Origin of the sequence: Buchnera aphidicola (Panaphis juglandis) (assembly GCF_964059065.1) — a bacterium.
Lineage (GTDB): Bacteria > Pseudomonadota > Gammaproteobacteria > Enterobacterales > Enterobacteriaceae > Buchnera_L > Buchnera_L aphidicola_AM.
The window spans coordinates 60,602-83,825 of sequence record NZ_OZ060378.1 but is presented as its reverse complement, the minus strand read 5'-3'; the positions used below and the strand labels follow the sequence as shown (position 1 = coordinate 83,825).

General features: G+C 23.6%; 23 protein-coding genes and 1 other RNA gene. 7 read left to right on the top strand and 17 right to left on the bottom strand.

Annotation, left to right across the window (positions count from 1 at the left end; all coding sequences use genetic code 11):
• The 6 genes from hisH to smrB form a co-directional block, all read right to left on the bottom strand.
• Complete coding sequence (gene hisH, locus AB4W46_RS00405; protein ID WP_367678578.1) at positions 1 to 591, bottom strand: imidazole glycerol phosphate synthase subunit HisH; 591 nt, start codon at positions 589 to 591, stop codon at positions 1 to 3.
• Positions 591 to 1,658 (bottom strand): bifunctional histidinol-phosphatase/imidazoleglycerol-phosphate dehydratase HisB, encoded by a 1,068-nt coding sequence (hisB, locus tag AB4W46_RS00400; RefSeq protein WP_367678577.1) that lies wholly within the window; start codon positions 1,656 to 1,658, stop codon positions 591 to 593. Before hisB ends, hisH begins: the two co-directional genes overlap by 1 nt.
• A 24-nt stretch (positions 1,659 to 1,682) precedes the next feature.
• A complete protein-coding gene (gene hisC / locus AB4W46_RS00395) occupies positions 1,683 to 2,771 on the bottom strand; it encodes a histidinol-phosphate transaminase (RefSeq protein WP_367678576.1) in 1,089 nt (362 codons plus the stop codon).
• Positions 2,743 to 4,056 (bottom strand): histidinol dehydrogenase, encoded by a 1,314-nt coding sequence (gene hisD, locus AB4W46_RS00390; protein ID WP_367678575.1) that lies wholly within the window; start codon positions 4,054 to 4,056, stop codon positions 2,743 to 2,745. The genes hisC and hisD overlap by 29 nt, the downstream gene beginning before the upstream one ends.
• A 4-nt stretch (positions 4,057 to 4,060) precedes the next feature.
• Positions 4,061 to 4,960: an ATP phosphoribosyltransferase gene (gene hisG / locus AB4W46_RS00385; protein ID WP_367678574.1), complete on the bottom strand. Its 900-nt coding sequence runs from the start codon at positions 4,958 to 4,960 to the stop codon at positions 4,061 to 4,063.
• 152 nt (positions 4,961 to 5,112) lie between these two features.
• Positions 5,113 to 5,661, bottom strand: coding sequence for an endonuclease SmrB (gene smrB, locus AB4W46_RS00380; RefSeq protein ID WP_367678573.1), 549 nt, complete (start codon positions 5,659 to 5,661; stop codon positions 5,113 to 5,115).
• A 258-nt stretch (positions 5,662 to 5,919) separates the two neighbouring features.
• Here smrB and aroC point away from each other — a divergent pair, with 258 nt between their 5' ends.
• Both aroC and dapA read left to right on the top strand, forming a co-directional pair.
• Positions 5,920 to 6,996, top strand: coding sequence for a chorismate synthase (gene aroC / locus AB4W46_RS00375; RefSeq protein ID WP_367678572.1), 1,077 nt, complete (start codon positions 5,920 to 5,922; stop codon positions 6,994 to 6,996).
• A gap of 496 nt (positions 6,997 to 7,492) precedes the next feature.
• The gene (gene dapA / locus AB4W46_RS00370; protein WP_367678571.1) at positions 7,493 to 8,374 is read left to right on the top strand and encodes a 4-hydroxy-tetrahydrodipicolinate synthase; all 882 of its coding nucleotides are present in this window, start codon (positions 7,493 to 7,495) and stop codon (positions 8,372 to 8,374) included.
• Positions 8,375 to 8,458: 84 nt separating this feature from the next.
• Here dapA and dapE read toward each other — a convergent pair whose 3' ends face one another.
• The 4 genes from dapE to AB4W46_RS00350 form a co-directional block, all read right to left on the bottom strand.
• The gene (dapE, locus tag AB4W46_RS00365) at positions 8,459 to 9,592 is read right to left on the bottom strand and encodes a succinyl-diaminopimelate desuccinylase (RefSeq protein ID WP_367678570.1); all 1,134 of its coding nucleotides are present in this window, start codon (positions 9,590 to 9,592) and stop codon (positions 8,459 to 8,461) included.
• 70 nt (positions 9,593 to 9,662) lie between these two features.
• Entirely contained in the window at positions 9,663 to 11,660 is a 1,998-nt protein-coding gene (tkt, locus tag AB4W46_RS00360) for a transketolase (RefSeq protein WP_367678569.1), read from the bottom strand.
• 34 nt (positions 11,661 to 11,694) lie between these two features.
• Positions 11,695 to 12,645, bottom strand: a complete 951-nt coding sequence (gene tal, locus AB4W46_RS00355; protein ID WP_367678568.1) for a transaldolase — start codon at positions 12,643 to 12,645, stop codon at positions 11,695 to 11,697.
• An 84-nt stretch (positions 12,646 to 12,729) separates the two neighbouring features.
• Complete coding sequence (locus AB4W46_RS00350; RefSeq protein WP_367678567.1) at positions 12,730 to 13,932, bottom strand: beta-ketoacyl synthase N-terminal-like domain-containing protein; 1,203 nt, start codon at positions 13,930 to 13,932, stop codon at positions 12,730 to 12,732.
• 145 nt (positions 13,933 to 14,077) lie between these two features.
• Between AB4W46_RS00350 and rsmI the strand changes: the two genes are divergently transcribed.
• The 5 genes from rsmI to rpmG all read left to right on the top strand — a co-directional run bounded on the left by rsmI (position 14,078) and on the right by rpmG (position 17,091).
• Complete coding sequence (gene rsmI, locus AB4W46_RS00345; RefSeq protein WP_367678566.1) at positions 14,078 to 14,923, top strand: 16S rRNA (cytidine(1402)-2'-O)-methyltransferase; 846 nt, start codon at positions 14,078 to 14,080, stop codon at positions 14,921 to 14,923.
• Positions 14,924 to 14,945: 22 nt separating this feature from the next.
• Positions 14,946 to 15,317, top strand: an RNA gene (gene rnpB / locus AB4W46_RS00340) — RNase P RNA component class A.
• Positions 15,318 to 16,066: 749 nt separating this feature from the next.
• Positions 16,067 to 16,606, top strand: a complete 540-nt coding sequence (gene ppa / locus AB4W46_RS00335) for an inorganic diphosphatase (RefSeq protein WP_367678565.1) — start codon at positions 16,067 to 16,069, stop codon at positions 16,604 to 16,606.
• Between the two features lie 81 nt (positions 16,607 to 16,687).
• Positions 16,688 to 16,897, top strand: coding sequence for a 50S ribosomal protein L28 (rpmB, locus tag AB4W46_RS00330; RefSeq protein WP_367678564.1), 210 nt, complete (start codon positions 16,688 to 16,690; stop codon positions 16,895 to 16,897).
• Positions 16,898 to 16,923: 26 nt separating this feature from the next.
• Positions 16,924 to 17,091, top strand: a complete 168-nt coding sequence (gene rpmG, locus AB4W46_RS00325) for a 50S ribosomal protein L33 (protein WP_367678563.1) — start codon at positions 16,924 to 16,926, stop codon at positions 17,089 to 17,091.
• Positions 17,092 to 17,206: 115 nt separating this feature from the next.
• Here rpmG and AB4W46_RS00320 read toward each other — a convergent pair whose 3' ends face one another.
• The 7 genes from AB4W46_RS00320 to AB4W46_RS00290 all read right to left on the bottom strand — a co-directional run bounded on the left by AB4W46_RS00320 (position 17,207) and on the right by AB4W46_RS00290 (position 23,224).
• The gene (locus tag AB4W46_RS00320) at positions 17,207 to 17,968 is read right to left on the bottom strand and encodes a flagellar biosynthetic protein FliR (RefSeq protein WP_367678562.1); all 762 of its coding nucleotides are present in this window, start codon (positions 17,966 to 17,968) and stop codon (positions 17,207 to 17,209) included.
• Positions 17,969 to 17,971: 3 nt separating this feature from the next.
• Positions 17,972 to 18,238 (bottom strand): flagellar biosynthetic protein FliQ, encoded by a 267-nt coding sequence (locus tag AB4W46_RS00315; protein WP_367678561.1) that lies wholly within the window; start codon positions 18,236 to 18,238, stop codon positions 17,972 to 17,974.
• Positions 18,239 to 18,270: 32 nt separating this feature from the next.
• The gene (gene fliP / locus AB4W46_RS00310) at positions 18,271 to 19,230 is read right to left on the bottom strand and encodes a flagellar type III secretion system pore protein FliP (RefSeq protein ID WP_367678560.1); all 960 of its coding nucleotides are present in this window, start codon (positions 19,228 to 19,230) and stop codon (positions 18,271 to 18,273) included.
• 110 nt (positions 19,231 to 19,340) lie between these two features.
• The gene (locus AB4W46_RS00305; protein WP_367678559.1) at positions 19,341 to 20,624 is read right to left on the bottom strand and encodes a FliM/FliN family flagellar motor switch protein; all 1,284 of its coding nucleotides are present in this window, start codon (positions 20,622 to 20,624) and stop codon (positions 19,341 to 19,343) included.
• Positions 20,625 to 20,949: 325 nt separating this feature from the next.
• Positions 20,950 to 21,186: a hypothetical protein gene (locus AB4W46_RS00300; RefSeq protein WP_367678558.1), complete on the bottom strand. Its 237-nt coding sequence runs from the start codon at positions 21,184 to 21,186 to the stop codon at positions 20,950 to 20,952.
• 60 nt (positions 21,187 to 21,246) lie between these two features.
• The gene (locus AB4W46_RS00295) at positions 21,247 to 22,599 is read right to left on the bottom strand and encodes a FliI/YscN family ATPase (protein WP_367678557.1); all 1,353 of its coding nucleotides are present in this window, start codon (positions 22,597 to 22,599) and stop codon (positions 21,247 to 21,249) included.
• Positions 22,580 to 23,224, bottom strand: coding sequence for a FliH/SctL family protein (locus AB4W46_RS00290; RefSeq protein WP_367678556.1), 645 nt, complete (start codon positions 23,222 to 23,224; stop codon positions 22,580 to 22,582). Before AB4W46_RS00290 ends, AB4W46_RS00295 begins: the two co-directional genes overlap by 20 nt.

Here is a 23,224-nt window from a genome sequence, read left to right as displayed (position 1 = left end):
TTACATCTCTAAAAAATTTAATAGTAATTTTTCACCAATACACCCAGATTTTTCTGGATGAAATTGAACTCCAAAAAAGTTATCCTTTTGAACAGAAGAACTAAAATATATATTATACAAAGTTTTAGAAATTGTATATTTATTCAAAGAAAAAGCATAACTATGAATGAAATAAAACCATGATCCTGAAGAAATATTTTTAAATAAAGGATTATAATTATCAAAAAATATTTGATTCCATCCAGTATGTGGCAATGGTAAATCATTTGTATTTAACAATGATACGCATGAATCTAAGATTCCTAACATATTTATTCCATTAGATTCTTCGCTAAAAGAAGATAATAATTGCATACCAAGACAAATTCCTAATGTAGGACATTTAATATTTTTAATAACATCAATTAATTTTTTACTGGATAATATTTTCATAATTTCTGATGCACTACCAACTCCAGGTAAAAATAATTTCTTAGCTTTTAAAATAATTTTAGTATCATTTGTAATAATAGGATTATAACCTAATTTTTCAATAGATAATTTCACAGATAATAAATTAGAACACTTAGTATCTAAAATTACTATACTCATTATAATATTCCTTTTGAAGTAGGAAGAACATTACCAGAAACTTGTATTGCAGCTCTTAAAGATCTACCAAAAGATTTAAAAATACCTTCAATTTTATGATGATCATTTTTACCAAAAACGACTATATGAACTGTAGTTTTCATACTATTTGACAATGATTGAAAAAAATGTTCTACCATATCAGTACTGAAATCACCAACAAATTGATTACTAAAATTACCAATAAACTTTAAATAACCGCGACCAGATAAATCCAATATACAATGTGAACAACTTTCATCCATTGGAACATGAAAACCAAAACGATGAATACCTATTTTATCACCTAAACATTTTAAAATAGCATTACCCAAAACAATTCCAGTATCTTCAATCACATGATGGTCATCAACAAACAAATCACCAACAACATTGATATTCATTAATATATTTGAATGAATAGAAATTTGTTCTAACATATGATCAAAAAAACCAATACCAGTATTGATTTTACTTTTCCCTTTTTTTTCTAACCAAATTTCTATTGTAATTTTTGTTTCATTAGTATTGCGAACAATTTTAAAATATCTTTGTTTTTTAGAAATAATATCATAAATATCATTCCAGTTTTTATCTTCTCGATGATATAAAATACCTTGAATTCCCATTTTTTCTGATAATTCAATATCTGTAATACGATCACCAATAACATAACTATTATTAACATCTAAATTTTTATTCATTAACCAAGGTTTTACTAACTCAATATTTGGTTTTCTACAATTACAATCATCTTCTGGAAAATGAGGACAAATTAAAATGTAATCAAAAAATATCCCTTGTGAAGAAAATACATCCACCATACACTTATGAGGTACAATAAAACTATTATAAGAAAACTGATCAGTATATAAACCATCTTGATTACTCACTAAAACAAATTTAAAATTCAATTGACTTAGTTTATATAAAGTATGAATAACAAATGGTTCGAAGATTAATTTTTCAATTTTATCTATCTGAAAATTATCCTTTGGCTCATCAATTAAAGTACCATCACGATCAATAAATAATATTTTTTCTTGCACAATAATTTCCTTAAATCATAATAATCAACATGATGATATACTTCTTAAAGCATTTATAAGGTATACACATTCTTCATAAGAACCAATAGATATCCTAATACAATTTAATAATCCTTTTATATGACTTTGGTCTCTTAATACAATACCTTGATCTAATAATTTACGAAATACATAATCTGAAGATTTAAATTGAACTAATATATAATTCGTACTACTAGGATATACGTATTCAACAAAACTAATTTTATTAATTTCTTTTATTAACCAAGATTTATTATTATTTAATAATTTAACTTGACTTTGCATACGTAATATTCCTTTTTTATTTAATGCTTTATTAGCAATATATATAGAAGGAACGGGTAATGGATACGGTGTAATCACTTTTTTTAATAATTTAATGATTTTAACATTTGCAACAGCAAAACCACATCTAATTCCAGCTAAACCAAATGCTTTAGATAAAGTTCTCAAAATTACTAAATTATGATATTGTTTTAATAGATATATTAAATTATCATTAATACAAAATTCAATATACGCTTCATCAATCACCACAATAGTAGTACGAGAAGTATATTCTAATATATCAATAATATCTAATACATCTATTATATGACCAGTTGGATTATTTGGTCGACAAATGTATATTAATTTTGAATTTAAAGAAAATAATTTAATTTTTTTCACATTCAAAGAACAATTTTTAAACATTGGAATAAAAATATTATGAATTCCATATATTTCAGATATTTTAGAATACATTGCATAAGTAGGAGGACAAATAATAATATAATCTTTCTTATATCTACAAAAAACCCTTATCAATAATTCAATAGCTTCATCAGAACCGCGACTTACTAAAATATTTTCTATACTAGTATTAGAATAAATAGAATATTTTTCAATTAATTTTTTTGGTTGAAATTCAGGATAACGATTATATTTCAAATTTTTTATATTAAAAATAAATTCATAAGGAGACTCATTTGCATTTAACCAAACATGACCCTGATCCCCAATCATACGAGCAGATTGATAACCTTTTAAATGAATAATATCCTGACGAGATAATTTATAAATACTATTTTCCATATTTTGACCTAATATCATTAATACGAACTGTAACTGCATTACTGTGAGCATCCATCTTTTCAGATAAAGATAACAATTTAACAGTATCAGCAATATTTCTTAAACCAAATGGAGTCAATTCCTGAACAGTAATTCTTTTTTGAAAATCTAATACACTTAATCCTGAAAAAGATACAGAACTACCATGGGTGGGTAAAACATGATTAGTACCGGATGCATAATCACCAACAGATTCCGGGGACCAATTTCCTAAAAATATAGAACCAGCATTAGTAATATATTTTAAAACCCTATCTGGATATTTACTTTGAATTATTAAATGTTCTGGAGCATAAAGATTAGAAATTATAACACAATCTGAAAAATCTTTCACAAAAATAAAACGGCTATTTAGTAAAGATTTATGAATAATTTTTTTTCTTAATAAATTTGGTAACTGTTGATTAATATGAAATATTATTAATTCTAAAATTTTTTTTGTATTTGAAACAACAATAACTTGAGAATCTGTACCATGTTCCAATTGAGATAATACATCTGATGCAATAAATACAGGATTAGAACTTTCATCAGAAATAATTAATAATTCTGATGGACCAGCAATCATATCAATTGATATATTAGGTATTAATTGTAGTAATTGTTTTTTAGCTTCGGTAACATACATGTTTCCTGGTCCAAATATCTTATTTACCTTAGGAATCATTTTAGTACCAAAACCAAGAGCCGCAATAGCTTGAGCACCTCCAATTTCAAATACCTGATGAATACCACAAATTTTTGAAACATATAAAATTTCATTTGAAATAGGTGGTGAAGAACACAATACAATATTTTTACATTTTGCAATACAAGCAGGTATTGATAACATTAAAGCAGTAGATAATAAAGGAGCAGTTCCTCCAGGAACATATAATCCTACTGATTCTATTGGTAAAGATATCTGTCGACAATTTATACCGACTTGAGTATGAATATCAATCATTGGTAATTTTTGTTGTTGATGAAAAAACTCAATATTTTTTTTTGCTACTAAAATAGCATTTTTAATCTCAGAACTTAAAAAATATTCCGATTCATTAATCCTTGTTCTAGAAACATGAAAGCAATTCAATGAAATATTATCAAATTTTTCAGTATACTGAAATAAAGCATCGTCTCCAAATTTTTTAACATTCAATAAAATTGATTTTATCATACTTTCTAAGTTATTTTCATGTAACATTTTTGGTCTTAATAAAATATTATATTTTTGTAATTCACTTAACTTATCCCAATAAGTAATAACATCACATAACAACATATATTTATTCCATCATTTTTTCAATTGGTAGAACTAAAATCGAACTCGCACCTAATATTTTTAATTTTTCCATGGTTTCCCAAAATAAATTCTCACTACTTACCATATGAATCGCTACTTTGTCTGTTTCACCCGCTAGTTGTAATATTGTTGGATGTTCTGCACCATGCAATAAAGATATCACAGATTGTAATTTGGAATATGGTGCATGAAGCATGATATATTTTGATTCTCGTGCTTTAATTACCCCTTTAATACGAGTAATTAATTTATCCATCAGTATTTTTTTAATTTTAGAAATTCCTCCAACATGAGATACTAAACATGCTGTAGAAGAATAAATCGTTTCTACTTCCTTCAAACCGTTTGCTTCTAAAGTTGCACCAGTAGAAATTAGATCACAAATTGCATCAGATAAACCAGCACTGGGAGCAACTTCAACAGATCCATTTAATATAAAACAATTACATTGAATAAATTTTTCATCAAAATATCTTTTTAATAAATAAGGATAAGAGGTAGCAATTCTCATATTGCAAAAATCTTGAATCCTTACATATTCTTGATTTATTGGAATCGCCAAAGATAATCTACATATACCAAAATCTAAACGTTGAACAATAGTATAAATTTTATTTTTAGTAGTAATTTTACGTTTTAATGATTCTTCTTCTATTACATTTTCTCCAATAATTCCTAAGTCTACAACTTTATCCATCACTAATCCTGGAATATCGTCATCTCGTACGCGAACAACATCAATGGGCATATTTTCAGAAAATGAAATTAATTGTTGTTGTTTCAAATTAATTTTTATACCACATTTTTTTAATAATTGAATAGATTCTGTGCTTAAACGACCAGATTTTTGAATTGCAATACGTAACCGGTTTTTATTCAACATTAAAATGCCTTCGTCACATAATAAAAATATTTAATATATTGAATTTTTAATGAAATTAAAAACTATTTTAAATGATTTATAATAATATATTATAAAATAATTTTTAAAAATATTGTATATATGAATTATAATTTAAAATTATCGATGTAATTTTAATTATTATAACGATTCATAGTACGAAAATCCATTAAAACAAATAATGTAGTATTTTTACCAAACATTTTTGGTGATTGATAAAATGCAATCACGTCAGGATGATTAGATAACCAGATTGGAATTTGATTTTTTAATATATTTTTACCATGTCCATGTATAATTGCAAAACAAAAAATTTTTTTTTCACTACAAAATACTAAACATTTTCCTATTTCTTTTTTTACTTGATTAAGATTTAAACCATGGACATCTAACCACACATCTGGAATATATATATTATTTTTAAGTTTTTTTAATTCATTCATTAAACATTTTTCACGAACATATGAAACTGGATTTTTCATAATATTTTTTCCTGAACTAATATAATTAAAAAATTGACTCTGTACCTCTTGCTTACAAATATTACGTTTTTCATAACGTTTTTTATATAATTTATAAGATTGATTATGAAAAACTGTATCTTGTTTTATTCTTTTAATATCTTTGCATTCTTCATAAAAATATTTATAGTCATTACATACTATAGGTTTATTTCTTTTCATATATATTATCCAATAAAAATCATATTTATAATTACATTATTAATATCTATAATAAATATTTAAATATTTAATACAATACATTGATTGATAAATATTATCATTTTAATATTAATATTAATAATTTATTGTACATATTTTAATCAAATGTTCAATAAAAATACTTCTGTACACAAATTATATATTACAAAAATTTAAAATATATAATAATCAAAATAAAAATATATATGTTTATTTTAAAAACTATATAAGGAATATCATATGCCAGGAAATACAATTGGTAAAATTTTTCGAGTACATACATTCGGAGAATCACATGGAATAGCATTAGGATGCATCATAGATGGAATGCCTCCAGGAATAAAAATCTCTAAAAAATATTTACAACACGAACTTGACCGAAGAAAACCAGGAACCTCACAATACACAACACAAAGACGAGAATTAGATAAAATTAAAATTCTTTCCGGAATATATAATGGTACTACTACAGGAACAAGTATTGGTTTAACTATTAAAAATACTGATCAAAGATCACAAGATTACGATAATATCCAAAATACTTTTCGACCTGGTCATGCAGATTATACATATCATATGAAATATGGAATTCGAGATCCAAGAGGAGGAGGAAGATCTTCAGCACGAGAAACTGCAATGAGAGTAGCAGCAGGATCAATTGCAAAACAATACTTAAAAAACATATATAATATTAATATTAAAGGATACTTATCACAATTAGGTTCTATTAAATGTCAATTAAAATCATGGAACGAAGTAAATAATAACCCATTTTTTTGTCCTGATCCGGATCAATTACCAAAATTAGAAAAAAAAATAAAGTTTTTAAAAAAAAACGGAAATTCTATTGGAGCTAAAATTACCATTATATCTGAAAATATTCCTGTAGGTTTAGGAGAACCAGTTTTTGACAGACTAGATGCTGATTTAGCTCATTCCTTAATGAGCATTAACGCTGTAAAAGGAGTTGAAATTGGTGATGGATTTTCTGTAATAAAACAACTAGGAAGTGAAAATCGTGATGAAATGTTTGATAATCATTTTTTAAGCAACCATTCTGGAGGAATATTAGGAGGAATCAGTAATGGGCAACCCATAGTTGCCAAAATTGCATTAAAACCAACTTCTAGTATTAAAATACCAACTCAAACTATCACTACAACTGGAGAAAACACCAAAATTAAAATTCATGGAAGACATGATCCATGTGTAGGAATTCGAGCTGTACCTATAGCAGAAGCAATGTTTGCAATTACTATCATGGATCATATTTTAAGATTTCAAGCTCAATGCGGAAAAATAAACAACACATTATAACATAAAATTAATTATTTATTATTAATGAATGTATACTACTAAAATAATTAGTAGTATAAATCTTAAAAAATATAAAATAAATCCATATATAAAATATAAATTAAAATTATAAAAATAAAATCATTATAATTTTTTATTAATATCATATGATTAAAATATAAATATTATTTTCTTAATATTGTTTTAATAAAACAAAATCTGGAATATTATAAAAAATATGATAAAATAAATTATAAAATCATCACTATAATCCATATCTTTAGAAATACATTTCAATTATTTAAATTAATAATATTTTATATAAATCACCATCATATTCATCATATTAATATATTTAAAAACGATAATAAAAATTTTAATACAATATTAAAATATTTAATATATATCATCAAAAAAACAAAATTTTAATATTATTCAATTTTTTTATATAATTTTATCCAAAAAAATTGATTCTAATATTGAAAAATATAAAATCAATTTTTTATGGGAGAAAAAAATGCTAAAAGGAAGCATTGTTGCAATTATTACACCAATGAATGAAAAAGGACAAATTTGCCGAACAAGTTTAAAAAAAATAGTACAATATCATATAAAAAACCAAACTAATGCAATTGTTTCTGTTGGAACAACTGGAGAATCATCAACTTTAAATAAAAAAGAACATAAAGACGTAATTTTATCAACTATAGAATTTGCAGATGGTAAAATACCGGTGATAGCAGGAACAGGAGCTAATTCAACAATAGAAGCAATTACATTAACAAAAAATTTAGAAAATTCAGGAATTTATGCCTGTTTAAGTGTCGTGCCATATTATAATAAACCAACACAAAATGGATTATATCAGCACTTTAAAAAAATTTCAGAAAATACTGATATTCCACAAATATTATATAATGTACCCAGTAGAACTGGTTGTGACATGTTACCTAAAACAGTAATTAAACTCTCAAAATTAAAAAATATAATAGGTATTAAAGAAGCTACTGGTGATCTGAAACGTGTGTATCAAATTCAAAAACATACTAAAAAAAACTTTTTATTACTTAGTGGTGATGATAGTACAGCATTAGAATTTATGCACCTAGGAGGTAATGGTGTCATTTCAGTAACTGCAAACATAGCAGCAAAAAAAATGTATGAAATGTGTAAATATGCTTTAGAAAAAGATTTCAAAAAAGCAAAATTAATTAATAATGAACTAATGCCTTTACATAACATATTATTCATAGAACCAAATCCTATACCAATAAAATGGGCTGCATGGAAATTGGGTTTAATTAAAGAACATACTTTACGTTTACCATTAACCCCATTATCATATAATTCACAAATTTTATTAAAAACAATTTTAAATCAATCTAAAAAAATATTATAAATATTCATTAAAAATTATAAATAATCATACTTAAAATATAAACCATAAACAGAGTATCATTACGGTACTCTGAATATTATTATTTTAACATAATATATTTTTCATAACATCTTCATAAACTAAACTCAAAAATTTCAAATCACGAATTTTAATGCATTCATTCACCTGATGTATAGTTTTATTAATTGGACCAAACTCTAAAATTTCAGAAGAAATATTTTTAATGAAACGACCATCAGAAGTACCTCCAGAAGTGGATAATGTAGGATTTATGAATCCATATTTTTGTAATGAATTTTTTATAAAATTAACTAAAATTTTTGATGATGTTAAAAAAGGCATCCCGGATAATTTCCATTTAATAGAGTAATTCAAATTATATTTCTCTAACAAAAATAAAACCTGTTTTTTAATATCTTTAACTAAAATATCTGTACCAAAACGAAAATTAAACTTTAAAGATAACTGTTCTGGAGTAACATTATCACTATTTAATCCAGAATTTATATTAGAAATTTGCATACTAGTTGGTTTAAAAAAACTATTACCAATACTCCATTTTATCAACATTAATTCATTTAAAAAAGGAATAATTTGATGAATAGGATTTATAGAAAATTGAGGATAAGCAATATGACCTTGTTTACCATAAATAAATAAATGAGCATGTAATGATCCACGCCTACCAATTTTAATGGTATCACCAAAAATATTTTTACTAGTAGGTTCACCAATAATACAATAATTAATATGGAAATTAATGAATTTTAAATATTCTATAATTCGAATAGTCCCATTAACTGCATCTGATTCCTCATCAGAGGTAATTAAAAACGATAATTGTCCAGGATGATGAGGATATAAAGTAACAAATCTTTCAGCAGCCACAACCATTGCCGCCAAAGATCCTTTCATGTCTGAGGAACCTCTACCAAATAAGTATCCATTTTTAACATATGGAACAAATGGTTGTGACATATACCAATTATTTTTATCACCAGCTGGAACAACATCTGTATGTCCAGCAAATGATAATTTAATACCATCAATTCCATGATACGCCCATAGATTATTAGTATCATTATTTCTAAATAACATAACATTAAAACCAACATTAAGTAATCTGCTTGCAATAACATTTTGACAACCAAAATCTAATGGGCTAATAGATGGAATAGAAACCAACTGTTTTGCTAAATTTAAAACAGGACAAACCATATTATGGTACACTCTAAAATGTATATATAATACTACATGTAACAGATTTACATAAATATAATAAATAATATTAAGACATTAATAAACGTTTTGCATGAAAAATAATATTTTTTTCTGTAAAACCAAATTTTTTAAACAAAATATCTGCAGGTGCTGATTCTCCAAAAACATCAATACCAATAATATAACCATCACATCCGGTATATTTATACCAAAAATCAGATTTTCCAGCTTCAATAACTATCCTTTTCTTAACTTCAGTTGGTAATACTGATAATTTATATTCCTGATCTTGAGTTTCAAAAATATCAACAGATGGCATTGATACTATTCGTACTCCATATCCCAATTTATGAAGATTTTTTGCAGCTTCATATGATAAATGTACTTCAGATCCAGTAGAGATAAAAATTATATCAATCGTATCTCCAAAATCATGTAAAATATATCCACCACGTGTAATATTATTTAATTGTACTTCATTATATTTAATAGTATTTAAATTATGACGTGATAATATTAACGCTGTTGGTCCATGATAACGTTCTATTGCAAATTTCCAAGCAATAATTGTTTCAACCGTATTACTTGGTCTCCAAACACTCATATAGGGTATAGATCGTAAACTAGATAATTGTTCTATAGGTTGATGTGTTGGACCATCTTCTCCTAAACCAATAGAATCATGCGTATATAACATGATATGTCGAGTTTTCATTAATGAAGCCATACGAATTGCATTTCTTGCATAATCTGAAAAAACTAAAAAAGTAGCCGTATATGGAATAAAACCACCATGTTGTGCTATTCCATTTGCAATAGCAGTCATACCAAACTCACGAACACCATAATGAATATAATTCGAAGAGGTATTTTCATGAAATGGCACTGATCCAGACCACATAGTTAGGTTACTTGGTGATAGATCTGCTGAACCTCCTAATAATTCTGGTAAAATTTTACCAAAGTATTCAATTACATTCTGTGAAGATTGTCTAGTCGCAAAATTTAAATTTTTATTATTCATATCATTAATAAAAATAAATATTTTCTTTAACCAGTCTTTTGGTAATAAACCAGACATGCGACGTGTATATTCTTTTGATAAATCTGGATAATCTTTTTTATACCGAAAAAATAATTCTTGCCATTCTTTTTCTAATTTTTCACCAGAACATTTCGCATCCCATTTTTCATAAACACTATCAGGAATATAAAATGGAGGATGTTTCCAATTTAATTGCTGTCTTGTCAATTTTACTTCTTGATTTCCTAATGGTGAACCATGAACTTCAGAATTGCCTGATTTATTGGGTGAACCAAAACCAATAATGGTATTAAAAATAATAATTGATGGTTGATCATGAACATTTTTTGCACATTCTAACGCTTCAAAAATAGAATTACAATCATGTCCATCAACATTTTCAATTACATGCCAATGATATGATTTAAATCTTTCAGAAACATTTTCATTAAACCAATTTTTAATGTTACCATCAATAGATATATTATTACTATCGTATAATATAATTAATTTACCTAATTTCCAAGTACCAGCTAAAGAACAAACTTCATGAGAAATACCCTCCATCAAACATCCATCACCAACAAAAACCCAGGTATAATGATCCACAATGTTATATTGATGACGATTAAAATATGATGAAAGTATTTTTTCTGCAAGAGCCATACCAACCCCTGACGCCAATCCTTGACCTAAGGGACCAGTAGTAATTTCAATTCCTGGTGTACAATCTGTTTCCGGATGACCAGGTGTTTTAGAATGCAATGTTCTAAATTTTTGTAAATCTTCTATTGATACATCATATCCTGTAAGATGTAGTATACTATACAGTAACATCGAAGCATGACCATTGGAAAGAATAAAACGATCACGATTATCCCAGTAAGGATTTTTAGGATTATGTTTTAAAAAGCTACGCCATAAAACTTCAGCAATATCTGCCATCCCCATTGGAGCACCAGGATGCCCAGAATTAGATCTTTGAATTGCATCAATACTTAACACTCGAATCGCATTAGCGAGTTCTTTTCTTGAACACATATCGTATGCCTAATCATAAAATAAAAAGTAAAATTTAAAATTTTGAATTCAATATTATTTCTAATTTCTCTTGATCTCTACTAAATTGACGTATTCCATCTGATAGTTTTTCTACAGCCATTTGATTTTCATTATGTTCCCAAAGAAATTCTGACTCATTTAATGATGTAGGTTTAGGTAAAATACTATCTGAAAAAAATAAATTTCTAGATACTAAACTAGAATTATTTTTTAATTGTTCTAAAAGATTTGGAGAAATTGTTAAACGATCACAACCAGAAAGTTCTAAAATTTGTTCAATATTACGAAAACTAGCACCCATAATGATCGTACTATAGTTATATTTTTTATAATATTTATATATTTTTTTTACAGAAAGTACCCCTGGATCATTTTTAGCATCATAATTATGTATTAAATTTTTATCATGATACCAATCATAAATCCTTCCAACAAATGGAGATACTAAAAATACATTCGCTTCTGCGCATGCTTTTGATTGAGCAAAGGAAAATAACAGTGTTAAATTACATTTAATATTATATTTTTGTAATTCTCGAGCAGCTTGAATACATTGCCATGTTGCAGCTAATTTAATTAATATTCTTGATCGTTCTATTCCTAATTCTTCATACAACTTGACAATATTTTGTGCTTTTAAAATACATAAATCTGTATTAAAAGATAGTCTAGCATCCACTTCACTAGAAATATAACCAGGAATATATTTCAATATTTCCATACCAATATTGACTAGAATTCTATCACTAGCATGAATAACTTGTTGTTTCCTGATACTACTTTTTTTTTTACCATACTGTATAGCTTCCGAAACTAAATCTTGATACTCTGGGATATTTATAGTATTTAAAATTAAAGAAGGATTCGTTGTAGCATCCATTGGTTGATATTTTCGAATTTGATTCACATCACCAGTATCAGCAACAATCGTTGTAAATTGTTTTAATCCAGATAATTGGTTCATTATTTTCCTTAAATATTATTAATACAAATATTACAAAAATAAAAACATCAACTATAATACAACTTTTTTTAAATTATTTTATATTTAAATATTACAATATTTTTTTATAATAATTGAAACATTAGAACCCCCAAAACCACAACTATTAGACATTGCAACAGAAAACACTAATTCCTTAATATCATTCTTAACAATGTTCATATTTCTTGCAAAAGGATCTAAAGTATCAATATTAATACTAGGAGCAATAAAATTATTATTTAACATTAAAATTGTATAAATAACTTCTTGAACTCCAGAAGCACCTAAAGCATGACCAGTAATGGATTTTGTAGATGAAATATAAGGAATATGATTTTTAAAAACATTATGAATAGATTCTAATTCTATCACATCACCAATTTTTGTCGATGTTCCATGAGTATTTATATATTCAATACACAAAAAACGTGATTTTTTAATTGCAATACTCATTGCTCTCTGCAAACCAAAACCAGACGGTTTTATCATATTCATACCATCTGAAGCCATACCACAACTAACAATCTCAGCATAAATTTTTGCTTTTCTATTTAATGCATGTTGTAATTCTTCTAAAACTATTATACCAGATCCTCCAGAAATAACAAACCCATCACGATATAAATCATATGCTCTAGAAGATTTTTGAGGAATATGATTATATTTTACGGATAATAATTTCATAATATCAAATTGATATGATAAAATACAGTTTAATTCTTCAGATCCTCCAGCAAAAATAATATCCTGTTTACCACATTGAATTAATTCTACAGCATTATGTATACAACTAGATGAAGTTGCACAAGCAGTACTCATGGAATAACTAATACCAAAAATCTTATAAAACGTTGATAAGCATGAAGAAACATTAGAAAACATATTTTTAATTAATAAATTTGGATTAATTTTCATTTTATAATAATCATTAATATCGCTATAAAAAGAATTACAACCAACACCTACAATAATACCAACACGATGATTTTTTTGATATGTTTTTTTTTTTAAATCAGAATCTTGAATCGCATCCTTCATAGCAACGTATGAGTAAAATGAAGAAATATTCATAAATTTTAATAAGGATCGATCAACATGGTCATCACATTCAATATGACCACAAACCTGACTTTTCATTCCAAAATTTTTCATACTTGGAGAAAATACAATACCAGATTTTAATGTTTTTAAGGATAACAAAACATTTTCTAAAGTATTACCCAAACTAGAAATAATTCCTATACCAGTAATAACGACACGTTTCACAAATTTTTTTCCTAAAAATATAATATTAAAAAATATAAAAATATATTTCAAATTGAAAATTTTTAATTTTAATATTATTAATAATTATAATAATAAATATTTATTATCATTTAAAAATGAATTAATATGTATAATAATAATAAAAATGAATAATGGAATATTATATATAGTACCAACTCCTATTGGAAATATGAATGATATTAGTTATCGAGCAATACATACACTAACAATAGTGGAATTAATAGTATCAGAAAATATAAAACACACTAATAATTTACTCAAAAGATTTAATATTTATAAAAAAAATATTTCTTTAAATAAACATAATGAAGAAAAAAAAACCAAAGAAATATTAATTTTATTAAAAAAAATGAAAATCGCTTTAGTATCTGATTCTGGAACACCAACCATTAACGATCCTGGTTATCAATTAATTAAATCATGTCATCAAAATAATATTAAAATTATTCCATTACCTGGACCATGTGCTATCATTACCGCATTAAGTGCTTCGGGAATACCGAGTCATGAATTTTATTATAAAGGTTTTTTTCCTAAAAAAACTTCTAAACGAATAAAAATATTAAACGATATTTACAAAAAAAATATTACATTTATTTTTTATGAATCATGTCATAGAATCTTACAAAGTATCAAAGATATAGTAAAAGTACTGGGTGAAGATCGAAATATTACATTAGCAAAAGAAATGACAAAAAAATGGGAAAAAATTAAATACGATAAATCTAAAAATATACTATCATGGTTGTTAGAAAAACCATCTCGAAAAAAAGGAGAATTAGTAATAATTATTGAAGGAATTAAAAAAAAAAAACCAAAAATATCTCTTAAAATACATAATACATTATCTTTATTGATAAAGCACACGTCAATAAACACAGCAATAAAAATCACTAAAAAAATTTATAAAATTCAAAAAAACGAATTATATAAGCATGTTATAAATAATTTTCAACATGACAAAAAATAAAATATCGATTATAATAATTATATGAGTTGACCAGACAGTCGCTGATTAATGAAAATTAATAAGAGGAAAGTCCGGGCTCCAAAGAGCAAGAGTGCCAGATAACATCTGGGCAGAATTAATTTCTGACGACTAGTGCAACAGAAAATATACCGCTAAATATGATTTTTAGAACTATTCAAAAATCTATAGCAAGGTTGAAAAGGCGTGTTAAGAGCACACCGCATACTTAGTAATAAGTATTGGCAATGTAAACTTCCACTCGGAGCAAGGTTAAAATGAATAAATAATACTGCTCGTATAAAAATTCAGGTAAACCGCTTGAACTAATAAGTGATTATTAGTCTAGATAAATGACTGTCAAAAACAGAACCCGGCTTATCGGTCAACTTAAAAATTTTTTCTCATGAAAAATGGTATTAAAATAAATCCATTATAAAAATAAAATATGTATCATAAATTTAAATTTTATAAAAAATTCATAGTATCGAAAAAATCAATATAAAAATAAAATAAAAGTAATTAAAAAATTATAACCTATAAAATATAATTATGAATTTTAAATACATTATATTTCTAAAAAATATAAATCAATACGTATAAAATTAACGTTCATAAATTTTATTCTTTAATAAATATAATAATTATTATCAATGTTAAAAATTTTTATGACTCAAAAAAATAAAATCATAATAATATTATATTTTAAAAATAATTAAAAATCTTAAAATTAGTATTTTTATTTCAAGATCTCAAAATTATAAAAATTGAATCATAAAATATGTATTCATGTATTTAATTACAAATAAATTTGCAAATAATATTATCCATTGAATTTAAAAGTTATTATAAAATTAATATTAATGAAAATAAATATTAAATTGGCTATGGATACAATATAAAAAAACAATAATATTTTATTAAAAATATTTATAAAAAATTATTTATTATAAAAATAATAAATAACAAGTATTATCATATTAAAATTATAAAATTAAAATATGATAATCAGTAATTAAATCATCAACAATATAAATTATCATTTGATCAATTGAAATATCATTATGATATATAACATAATAATTGATATTTGTATAATTAATACTTATAGTATTAATATCATGAATATAACATCATAAACATAATATGAGTGTAAAAAACATAAAACCAGGTATAAACATCCCAAATGATATATATGTAATCATTGAAATTCCATATCACTCACATCCTATAAAATATGAAACCGATAAAAAAACAAATGCTCTTTTTGTTGATCGTTTTATTCCAACTTCAATGTTATATCCATGCAATTATGGTTATATTAATCAAACTCTATCAGAAGATGGAGATCCACTTGATGTATTAATTCCAATTTCATACAAATTACATTACCACTCTATTATACAATGTAAACCAATTGGAATATTAAAAATGATAGATGAGTCAGGAGAAGATTCAAAGATCATCGCTTTTCCACACCATAACATTTGTAATGAATATAAAAACATTAATGATATATCAGATATTTCTGAAACATTAAAACAAAAAATCATACACTTTTTCCAACATTATAAAGATTTAGAAAAAAATAAATGGGTAAAAATTCTTGAATTAGAGGGATCAGAAAGCGCAAAAAAAAATATTATGAAATCTTATCAAAAATTCAAAAACAAATATCACATATGAAACCATATTAAATAAATATTTATCATATATATATATATTTAATATTCAAATATCATATAAAACAACTATATCGAGATTATAATGTCTAAATTATGTTATATTACAAAAAAAAAACCAATATTTGGAAATAATCGATCACATTCTCTCAATGCAACCAAAAGAAAATTTTTACCAAACATACAATATAAAAAAATCTGGGTATCTGAAAAAAAAAGATTCATTAAAGTTAAAATATCCACTAAAGGTATAAAAACAATTGATAAATTTGGAACAAAAAAATTTTTTAAATAAACTATTCTTAAATATGGAAAATAAAAATGGCAAAAAATTCTAGAGAAAAAATTAAAATGTTATCATCTGCAAAAACTAAACACTATTATACAACTACTAAAAATAAAAGATCAAATCAAGAAAAACTTTCATTAAAAAAATATGATCCCATTATTAGAAAACATGTATTATATCATGAAAAAAAAATAAAGTAGAAAATCATTAAAAAACATATCAAATATACTATATTAATTATATATTATTCTATATAATGAACATAATTTTGAAAAATAAAAAATATAGTATATTTATTTATATATAACATAAATCCTAAAAAAATAAATTTTGTAATAAATCTTTTAATAAATATCTTATGGATAAAATAAATACTGCATGTGATGTAAAAAAAAATAATAACATGGATAAAACAAATAAAGAAAAACCAAATGAAAATATAGACATCTGTTTAAAAAAACAATTCAAAACCCCTATTAATATATTTAATATTAATAATATAATTATTAAAGGTAAAGATAGCATAATTCCATTTAAAAAAACTGAAGTTATATTTTTAATAAAGAACGTAAAAATATTAAAATTAAATATTGTACTATTAATAGGAAAAACATAAAAACTTTCTACAAAAAAATTAATTATCCAGATATGACCATCAAAAAATAAAAACATTAATATCAAATAAGTATATAAAAATTTTGATATTAATGAAATATCCATATAAGCGGTAACGTCGAAATTATTAATAAAAGATAAACCAACTTGTAAACCTATAATTTCTCCAGAAACAATAACAAAGAAAAATAATAAATGAACTAAACTACCAAAAATCACTCCAAAAACAATCTGTTGCATAATAATTAAAATACTTTCAAAAAATAATAAATTAGAATGAACATGAGGAACATAAGGTATAATAAAAATACTGATCATTATCGATAAAATACACTTTATTTTTTTATGTACAAACGAATGACCAAAAATTGGAACAAAAAGTATCATTGATAATATACGAATACTAATAAAAATAAAATTATTAATAAATATTAATCCACCTGAATGCAATATGCTCAACATAAATCAATATCTATCCATGATATTAGAAAAAATAGATTTTATGTATTCCAATATCAAATTTAACATCCATGAACCAAAACAAATAAATATTAATATTATTGATATTAATTTTGGAATAAAAGATAAAGTTTGTTCATTAATTTGTAAAGCAGATTGAATAATATTAATGCAAAAACCAACAAACAACACGCATAATAATATTGGTCCTAATACAAATAACATTACTTTTACAGATGAATAAAACATTGCCTCTATAAAATTATAATGCATCACTATCCCTCAATATAAAAGTTTATATTATCTTAATAAAAACTTTTTACTAAAGATGAAAATAATAACTGCCAACCATCTACCAAAACAAATAGTATCAATTTTATTGGTAACGAAATACTAGATGGTGATACCATTAACATACCTAAAGACATTAATATGCTAGCAACTATAATATCTATAATTAAAAAAGGTAAAAATATAGTAAATCCAATTCTAAATGCAGTTTTAAGCTCACTTGTAATAAATGACGGTAATAATACCTTCATAGAAACCACATCTGTTGTACTAACATATCTAGTATGTGCTAATTTTGAAAACATAGAAATATCAGAATAATATGTTTGATGTCTCATAAAATCATAGATAGGCTTTATACCATTTACTAACGCTGTATCAAATTTAATATTATTATCGCATAAAGGTAAATATGATTCCTCATATATTCTATGAATAGTAGGATTCATAATAAAAAATGTTAATAGTAATGACATACTAATTAAAATTTGATTTGGAGGTAATGATGGAATACCCAAAGCATTTCTTAATAAACTTAAAACAATAATAATACGAGTAAAACTTGTAGCAACTAAAATAAATGTGGATAAAAAAGTAAGACATGCTAACAATAATGATATTTGTAATGGAAAAGACCAATTTTTTATATTATTCATTAAAATATGATTTGTTAATCCTGAATATTCTAGTCCATATGCATTAACACTAAAAAATAAAAAAAATAAAAAAAAAATAAACCTAAAAAAAAATTTATATAAAGAAAAATTGTCAAATAAAAAAAAGATCATGTGATTATACCATCGAAATTTTATCTTTAAATTTTTAGATAAAGAAGAGATACGTAATATTGTCATCGAATGAGGAGTAACACCTAGTATTAATTGGCGATCTAATATATTTACAATGAAAATTTTATTATTGTTATCCAAAAAAACTCTAGAAATAATTTTAATCTTTGACGTTTTATTTAACATACTTATATAAAAAATCGATTTAAGTAATACTATACATAAAAATATTAATACAAATACCTTAATATAAACATAACTATCTTTTGAAAAAAATAAAAAAAACTTTTGCATTATCATGAATTTATATTTTGAAAAATTTTAATAATTCGAACTCCATATTTATCATTTAAATATACAAACTCACCTTTAGCAATTAAAATATTGTTCACAACAATATTTACTTGTATATGATTTAAAATATCTAAATATATTACAGAACCTGTTTTAATTTTTATAAGATCTTGAATTTTCATCTCAAAATTACCAATCATCATTTCAACATCTAACTTAACATTAGATAAAATACTATTTTTTAATTTTTCTATATCAAAAGAAAAAAATGATCGATCCTCTAAACAAATGTTATTAATTTCAGAATTGACTGTTGATGATTTTAATAAATTTATATTACTATGATTAGTATCATCTGTTTCATTAACAGAAACAATTGTTTTATTATGGTTATCCGAAATATTCAGAAAATTCTCCTTAACATATATCATTGATCTATACTCATCAGAATAATATTTACCACGTAAAATTGGAATACTATCTTTTGTCTGAACAATTAACATATTTGGTTTTTTTATATTTACAATATCATATAATTTTAAATTTAAAATTTTTTTTAAAAAAATAGTATTTTTTTCTAATTTTACTAATAATTTTAATTTAATATTATGAATATGTTTTAATAAAATTTTTTGTGTTTTAAAAACAACGCTGTTTGATTTAACACATGAAACACTATGAAATTTTTTTTCAAAAACCTTAAGATATTCAATAGAAAAAATTATCATGCATGATAATTCTAAAAATTCAGATTTAAAAATATGATTAATTGTAAAAAATATATTATTTAAAAATACATCCAATGTACTAAAATCTATCTTTTTTTTAAAAATTTTATATTTTTTATCAAAACAAAAAATATTATTAAAAAGATGATTATATAATTGTATTAATCCTATAATAATTTCATTAATAATATATTTCTTAGAAGAAACAAATAAATGGTCTGGGTTATCATTGAATTTAACTATATTTTTACCAAAAATAAGTTCAACAAAAGTATTAATATGAATATGTGATAAAAAAACAAATATACTATCTTTAGAATCAATCGTTTCAATCTGAATGATATAGTATTTTAAAAAAGTATCATTAATACTTAAGATATCAAAATTATTATATTCAATATTCATATTGAATTTTATTTTAGTTAATTGGAATAACTTCTTTCTTAAAGAAGAACAGGTTTCATTTTGTATTTTAAAAAAATTTTTTGTATATTTAAAACCTTTTTGGATACAATATTCGTTAAAAAAAAATTTTTTTTTATTACATTTAATGATCATAATATTACCATTACATAAAATGTATCATAAAAATACAATCATTATTTTAATACAATACATTATTAAAATAAATATCCATAATATTTTAATAAAATATATGATATTATATTTTATAATTATTTAAATATCTCATAATAAAAATCATAGAAAAAATCTTTTCTTAATATTTGATACTGTAAAATTTCATCATATCTATTTTGATTAACCATTTGATATTTTTTATAATTTATTTTTATTAATTTATCATATAAAATTTTCCAAATCTTATTTTTTTTTTTATATATTTTATATAAAATTTTTTGATTATGAATTTTTTTTTTATAATTTAAAATTTTTTTTTTTTTTTAGATATTTTAAATTCCAAATATAAAATAGATTCATAAAATTTATTTAATTGTATCATCCGAATACCAGTATCACATTCTTCAGTAATTTTATTATTAAAATTTACATAAGATTTAAGTAATAAATTTAAACTATCGCATTCCATATTATACTTTTTATTCAAATCACTAATATGTAATACGGTACTACTTAATTTTATTTTGCTTATTTTTTTCAAAATATAAATATTTTTTTTTAACATCATTATTAAATAAATTAAGAGTAAATAATTAATATACTATATAATTTTATTTAAATCATCAACAGATTTATGGTATGAAATATAATCAGAAATATCTTGTTTTAAAAAGTTTTTTATTAATTCCCATTTTTTTATTGATTCATCTAAAATTACATTGCTACCATTAATATAAGCTCCAACATTAATCAAATCTTGACATTTATGATATTCTGAAACCAATTTTTTTAAATATTTAGATTTTTCATAATGATTTTTTTGAACAATATTTACCATCACTCTGCTTAATGATTCTGAAATATCAATAGCAGGATAATGACCAGAATCGGCATAAAATTTTGATAATATAATGTGACCATCTAGTATAGATTTAGAAATTTCCAAAATAACATCATTATCTTCATTTTCTATTAAAACAGTATACAATGCAGTAATTGAACCACAATTATTATCATTATTACCAGATCTTTCTATAAAATGAGGTAATTTTGAAAAGATAGAAGATGGATAACCTTGACGTAATGGAATTTCACCCATAGATAAAGATATTTCACGTTCCGACATAGCATAACGTGTTAATGAATCAATAATTAATAAAACATTCTGGTTTTCATCTCTAAAATATTCTGCAATACGCATCGCATACATTGCACCTTGTATTTTTAATATTGGTGAAGAATTTGATGGTACAATGATCAAAACAGAACGATTTAATCCTTTTTTACCTAATGAATTTTGAATAAATTCTTGAACTTCTCGATTTCGTTCTCCAATTAAACCAATAACTGTTACATCTGCTTCTGAATGTTTAGACATCATACCAATCAAAACACTTTTACCAAGACCGGATTGGGAAAATAATCCAACTTTTTGACCTTGACCTAAAGTTAACAAAGCATTAATAGATCTGATACCAGTATCAAATATTTTATTCACAGGTGATCGATTCAAAGGATGAATAATTCGATTACTTAATGTATTTATAAAACTAACATTTAGTAATGGTTTATGATCAATAGGATAACCTCGTCCATCTAGTATACGACCTAATAAAGATCTCCCTATTGGCCATTTATGAAAATAATATTTTTTATAATTTTTAGGGAAAACACGAGCACCAGGAAAAATATCATCATATTGTAATTGGAATAAAGTCAAAAATACATATTTTCCAGAAAAACCAATAACAATAGCTTCTACATAAAAAAATTTTTCCGAACTTCCACATTCAATCATACAAATTGAATTTATTGGAATACTCAAACCAACTACATGTATAGAAATTCCAACTAATCTAAAAACATAACCATATCTCATAATGGTTTTAATGTTATCAATATTTTTTTCTAATGATTCTAATTTTTTTTTCCAGTTATTGAATCTGATGTTCATTATCACAGTCCTTTTGGAACATTAATTGTAATAATGCCTTCCATTTTGAATGCAGTGTAGTATCTAATATACCTCTTCCAAACTCGATAACACATTCTCCTTGTCGAACATATTTACGATACTTAATGATATAATTATATGATAATAATAATTTTTTAAAATACTTTTCAACAATAATTTTATCTTTTATATTAATTTTTAAAATAATATCCTTAGATAAAATTTCTTCTTGAATCAATTTTCGAACACTAATTAATATATTTTGTTTATTAAAATGTATTGTTTTCATAAATAATTTTGAAACTACTTTAAAAATTATATTCACTAACTTATTTGATATTGCATCATCCATATTTTTTAAAGAAAAATCAAAATTTTTTAATAAAATATTCATTTTATTTACAATTATTATTTTTTTTTTTTTTAATTGTATGTCCTGATCTTTAATATATGTTTTGTATCCTATTTTAAAACCTTTCTTAACTCCAATTTTAAAATATTTTTCAAATAATAACTGATAACTATTATTTTCTTTTATTTTATCATAATAATATGGTTTATATTTCTTTTTTATCAGAGGTGGAAACCATAATTTCCAAATATCATTTTTAATATTTTTAGACAT

What these genes read in the sequence shown, in the direction of transcription:
- hisH (WP_367678578.1), bottom strand. Translation starts at nt 591, where the DNA reads ATGAGTATAGTAATTTTAGATACTAAGTGTTCTAATTTATTATCTGTG.
- hisC (WP_367678576.1), bottom strand. Translation starts at nt 2,771, where the DNA reads ATGATATTAGGTCAAAATATGGAAAATAGTATTTATAAATTATCTCGT.
- hisD (WP_367678575.1), bottom strand. Translation starts at nt 4,056, where the DNA reads ATGTTGTTATGTGATGTTATTACTTATTGGGATAAGTTAAGTGAATTA.
- hisG (WP_367678574.1), bottom strand. Translation starts at nt 4,960, where the DNA reads ATGTTGAATAAAAACCGGTTACGTATTGCAATTCAAAAATCTGGTCGT.
- smrB (WP_367678573.1), bottom strand. Translation starts at nt 5,661, where the DNA reads ATGAAAAGAAATAAACCTATAGTATGTAATGACTATAAATATTTTTAT.
- aroC (WP_367678572.1), top strand. Translation starts at nt 5,920, where the DNA reads ATGCCAGGAAATACAATTGGTAAAATTTTTCGAGTACATACATTCGGA.
- dapA (WP_367678571.1), top strand. Translation starts at nt 7,493, where the DNA reads ATGCTAAAAGGAAGCATTGTTGCAATTATTACACCAATGAATGAAAAA.
- dapE (WP_367678570.1), bottom strand. Translation starts at nt 9,592, where the DNA reads ATGGTTTGTCCTGTTTTAAATTTAGCAAAACAGTTGGTTTCTATTCCA.
- tkt (WP_367678569.1), bottom strand. Translation starts at nt 11,660, where the DNA reads ATGTGTTCAAGAAAAGAACTCGCTAATGCGATTCGAGTGTTAAGTATT.
- tal (WP_367678568.1), bottom strand. Translation starts at nt 12,645, where the DNA reads ATGAACCAATTATCTGGATTAAAACAATTTACAACGATTGTTGCTGAT.
- rsmI (WP_367678566.1), top strand. Translation starts at nt 14,078, where the DNA reads ATGAATAATGGAATATTATATATAGTACCAACTCCTATTGGAAATATG.
- ppa (WP_367678565.1), top strand. Translation starts at nt 16,067, where the DNA reads ATGAGTGTAAAAAACATAAAACCAGGTATAAACATCCCAAATGATATA.
- rpmB (WP_367678564.1), top strand. Translation starts at nt 16,688, where the DNA reads ATGTCTAAATTATGTTATATTACAAAAAAAAAACCAATATTTGGAAAT.
- rpmG (WP_367678563.1), top strand. Translation starts at nt 16,924, where the DNA reads ATGGCAAAAAATTCTAGAGAAAAAATTAAAATGTTATCATCTGCAAAA.
- AB4W46_RS00320 (WP_367678562.1), bottom strand. Translation starts at nt 17,968, where the DNA reads ATGTTGAGCATATTGCATTCAGGTGGATTAATATTTATTAATAATTTT.
- AB4W46_RS00315 (WP_367678561.1), bottom strand. Translation starts at nt 18,238, where the DNA reads ATGCATTATAATTTTATAGAGGCAATGTTTTATTCATCTGTAAAAGTA.
- fliP (WP_367678560.1), bottom strand. Translation starts at nt 19,230, where the DNA reads ATGTTAAATAAAACGTCAAAGATTAAAATTATTTCTAGAGTTTTTTTG.
- AB4W46_RS00305 (WP_367678559.1), bottom strand. Translation starts at nt 20,624, where the DNA reads ATGATCATTAAATGTAATAAAAAAAAATTTTTTTTTAACGAATATTGT.
- AB4W46_RS00295 (WP_367678557.1), bottom strand. Translation starts at nt 22,599, where the DNA reads ATGAACATCAGATTCAATAACTGGAAAAAAAAATTAGAATCATTAGAA.
- AB4W46_RS00290 (WP_367678556.1), bottom strand. Translation starts at nt 23,224, where the DNA reads ATGTCTAAAAATATTAAAAATGATATTTGGAAATTATGGTTTCCACCT.